Genomic DNA, 3,360 nt, shown 5'->3' with positions numbered 1-3,360 from the left:
AATCTGTCACCTAATTAATCAGGAAGAAGGGAGACATTTGTTTCTGGACGCTACAGCTGGGGTTGTCGAAGTCGATTGTGGGAATGGGGAGGTTCCTTAGCTGTCCAACTTTTATTTGCGGGAAAGCATCCATGGACTCATCGTAATATCCATAGATAAAGAAGGCCAACAGACTACTCGCCAAAATACCGCAAATATATGCGCTTTTTAGTGCCGCATCATCCTTGAGCTTGGTGATATATACTTGTTGGTCCGCAACTGACTCGCCGCATTCAAGAGTGACGACCAATCTTTTCGCAAGTATCTTGCGCGAGTAAATTCTCTCGCCTTCAAAAAACTGAGGCGCTCTCGGCTCAGCTAACCATTTCCCGTATTTTATAAACTCTTCGGGGGCAAAAGCCCCAAAGCGTCTGAGGTTCTTTCCATAGATGAACGGTCGAAAGCCTGCCAGTTGATCAATAGAGTGATATGGCCGTTTCTCGCAGTCCTGTTTTGTTTGGCACCCGGTACTAAATGCGCTCTTACCATAGCCTCCCGTACGGTACGGATGAACTCCCCGGGTAATGTTGGCAACATCGCCAAGCCGATTGGGCAAACCGTCCAGCTTGTAGACAACAAGCGCGGCTGCTTCCGACAAAGTCAAAGAAATTGGGCGTTTGCCATCTTCGTAGTCAGCGACCTGTAATGTCGAAATACTCTCAATTGAACCGGTGTGGCTGAGGGCACGCACATGAAATTCGGTACCCGGGGTGCTTGATTTATCGCAAGTATAAACAACAGTATCCACTGTCAATTTCGCAAAAACATCTCGAGGCGGATCAGTAACAACAAGGTTTTCAGAAGCTTTCAAGAGCTTCGCTCGTGTCAATGCTGAGTATGTATTGGTCAACCAAATGTTGGGTACGATTTGTCCAACCCTTCCGGTAGCCGAAGTCAATTGAAAGCATCGTTCCATAAAAAGAGAGAACATGTCCAGTTGGTAGGGGGACCAAGAATAGTGCTCTTGGAAATATCTTCGCTCTTCCTCTGATATGCCGAGTAGCTTCCAGTCTCGGCCAAAAACATAGGGAGGATTGCCGATGATGCAGTCGAATCCGCCGCGCTGCATGATCTCGGGGAAGCCTTGTTTCCAGTCAAAAGTGTTGATGCGATATTGGGCTTTCTCGTCCAGCAGGAGCAGTTGCTCATTATCGTAGAAGTCAGCTCCGATAAGGGAGTTGCCGCATATAACGTTTTTTCCAATATCTGGGAGAATGCGCTCACGCTCACGAACCCAGTCGCGTTGAATGATTTGTTGGGTTTCGCCTTCAATTGTCTTGAGAAGCAAGGAGAGTTTGGTAACTTCTACAGCTTGCTCGTCGGTGTCGACTCCGAAGATATTGTTGAGCAAAATGCGTTTGCGTTCGGTTGCGGCGAGCTTCCAAGCGCCATCGGGCAACTGGAAGATTTTTGGGTTCTTTCCGCTGGAGTGGCGCTTAATCTTGCCTGCATCGGATTCATTGGATTCGGGATCGACGGTGTATTGGCGCAAATGCCAGTCGAGGAGATATTGGTAGGCGACGATAAGGAATGAACCGGAACCGCAGGCAGGGTCGAGTACTTTGATTTCAGCTGCCCTAGATACTGCGATGGGCTGGGGCTTTTCCGGGTCGCTACCATTGAGCTGTCGGCCGAGGGTGGTCTTTACGATATAATCGACGATGTAGCTGGGGGTGTAGTAGACGCCGCCGGCTTTTCGGACTTCGGGTTTTTCCTCAATCTTTGCCTGGTGCCCCTTCGTCAAGTGAATGGTTTTTCCGAGGAATTGCTCGTAGACCTGCCCGAGGATGTCGGCGGGCAGAACGGAAAACTCGTAGGGTGATTCGGGATAATAAAGCTTAGAAATAATCTCCTTGAGAACGCGATCATCGAGTTCGAGATTCGGCGTAACTTTGTCGGGCGCACCACGCCCGTTTTCGGCGGACAAGTAAAATAAGCCAGAGTTGTAACGTGCATCAGCCTGCTTGAATAAGTCGAGCAGCCGTTGATACATGCGTCCACCGCTGAGCAAGGCGGCTAAGCGCTTGTAGTCCTCCGTGCCGCGGTCTTCGCAGATGCGCAGGAATATGAGGCGGTCGATGGTCTTCTGTACGGCAAAGTTAAGATCACGGACGGACAGGGCCGGATTGCGAAGGGCAAAGTTCCGTGCAAGCCCGTTGCGCCAATTTTCGATATCCTCAAGAAAGGCGTTGTCAACGGTGTCGGTTCCACGATGGCGCTTGGCGTCGACGGCGTATTTATCGAACGAACCTTGGAGTATAGCTTCCTTAGAGAAGGTGGCGCAAAGTTCGTCCCACTTCTCAATGTAGTCGTTGTATCTAAAATAGGCGAGCCGAGATGTCGATGCTTTCTCCCCGCGCTTGGGTCGCTTGCGGCAGTCGTAAATACTGAACTCTTCGAAGTCGGTCAGGATCGATATTGGTAGCTTGGCCGACCACCCATAGCGACGGAGCTGGAAGGCCGGATCAGAGTCGTACTTCACATTGACGGCGGGCTTTTTTGCCTCGAGAAAGAATTTATATTGGCCGTGGATCGAAAAGGCGTAGTCCGGAGCCTTGGTGGAGCCGCCGATTTTGATGGAGGCTTCGTGGATAACGTCGCGGTATTGCGGGGCCAGCCCGGCGGTGTTGTCCATATCCCAACCCAACTCTTTGAAGAAGGGGTTAAGAAACTCCTGCCGCAGTTGGTCTTCTTTGTATTCGGTGGATTTGTAGAAATCGATGTTGTTGCCAAATGTTCCAATTAGCTTCTTTACTGATTCCGGAGCTGGCATAAATGTACCCTTCTTGGAAAAAATCTCTGTTCTTTCGGGTCGAATGATTGCTCAACCTGCAATGGTGATCGGCATTGGCGGGATGAGAATAGCATAGGCGAATAGTCCAAATCACCTGCTAACCTCACTGATCTCAAACCCACCGAGTTCTTTAACCAAGGAATCCCTCCTGACGCCCCCGTCCGCCGCCCTGGGTTGGGTTGGGCTGCCCCTCCCTACCGAAAACGCGGACATAGGCGACTAGACGCCCCCACGTACGTTGCTAAATGCACGACCTGCATCTGGGCTGCCGGATGCCCGTCGAAATGATCATCGACCAGTGGAAGCCAGATGTGAAACGGCACCGCTTCGAAACCTTCTGCTACGGGCCGAAGTCCTGCGCGTTCTACCGAGCGGGGAAGTGTCGAGTTGTTCCTGGCCGACGGGGTATGTCGTGGGAGGAAGAAGACTGGATCGACGAGGAGGAGAAGGCTAATCGCGGGGAAGATGACTACGTAAGCTTCCCCGTCAAGTGGAGGTTTCTAAAGTAGAGTTTTTGGCTTCTACCA

At 51.0% G+C, this 3,360-nt stretch carries 2 protein-coding genes; one reads left to right on the top strand and one right to left on the bottom strand.

What is annotated here, in order from left to right; genetic code table 11:
- Positions 1-10 precede the first annotated feature (10 nt).
- A complete protein-coding gene (locus KOO63_16670) occupies positions 11-2,812 on the bottom strand; it encodes an N-6 DNA methylase (GenBank protein ID MBU8923452.1) in 2,802 nt (933 codons plus the stop codon).
- Positions 2,813-3,117: 305 nt separating this feature from the next.
- Here KOO63_16670 and KOO63_16665 point away from each other — a divergent pair, with 305 nt between their 5' ends.
- Positions 3,118-3,342 carry a hypothetical protein gene (locus KOO63_16665; GenBank protein ID MBU8923451.1) on the top strand — a complete coding sequence of 75 codons (225 nt, stop codon included), beginning with the start codon at positions 3,118-3,120 and terminating at the stop codon, positions 3,340-3,342.
- The last annotated feature ends 18 nt before the right edge of the window (positions 3,343-3,360 follow it).

It is taken from the genome of Candidatus Latescibacterota bacterium (assembly GCA_019038625.1).
In the GTDB taxonomy this organism is placed as follows: domain Bacteria; phylum Krumholzibacteriota; class Krumholzibacteriia; order Krumholzibacteriales; family Krumholzibacteriaceae; genus JAGLYV01.
Note: the sequence above shows the minus strand (reverse complement) of the source record. Positions and strands in the feature narration are given on the sequence as shown.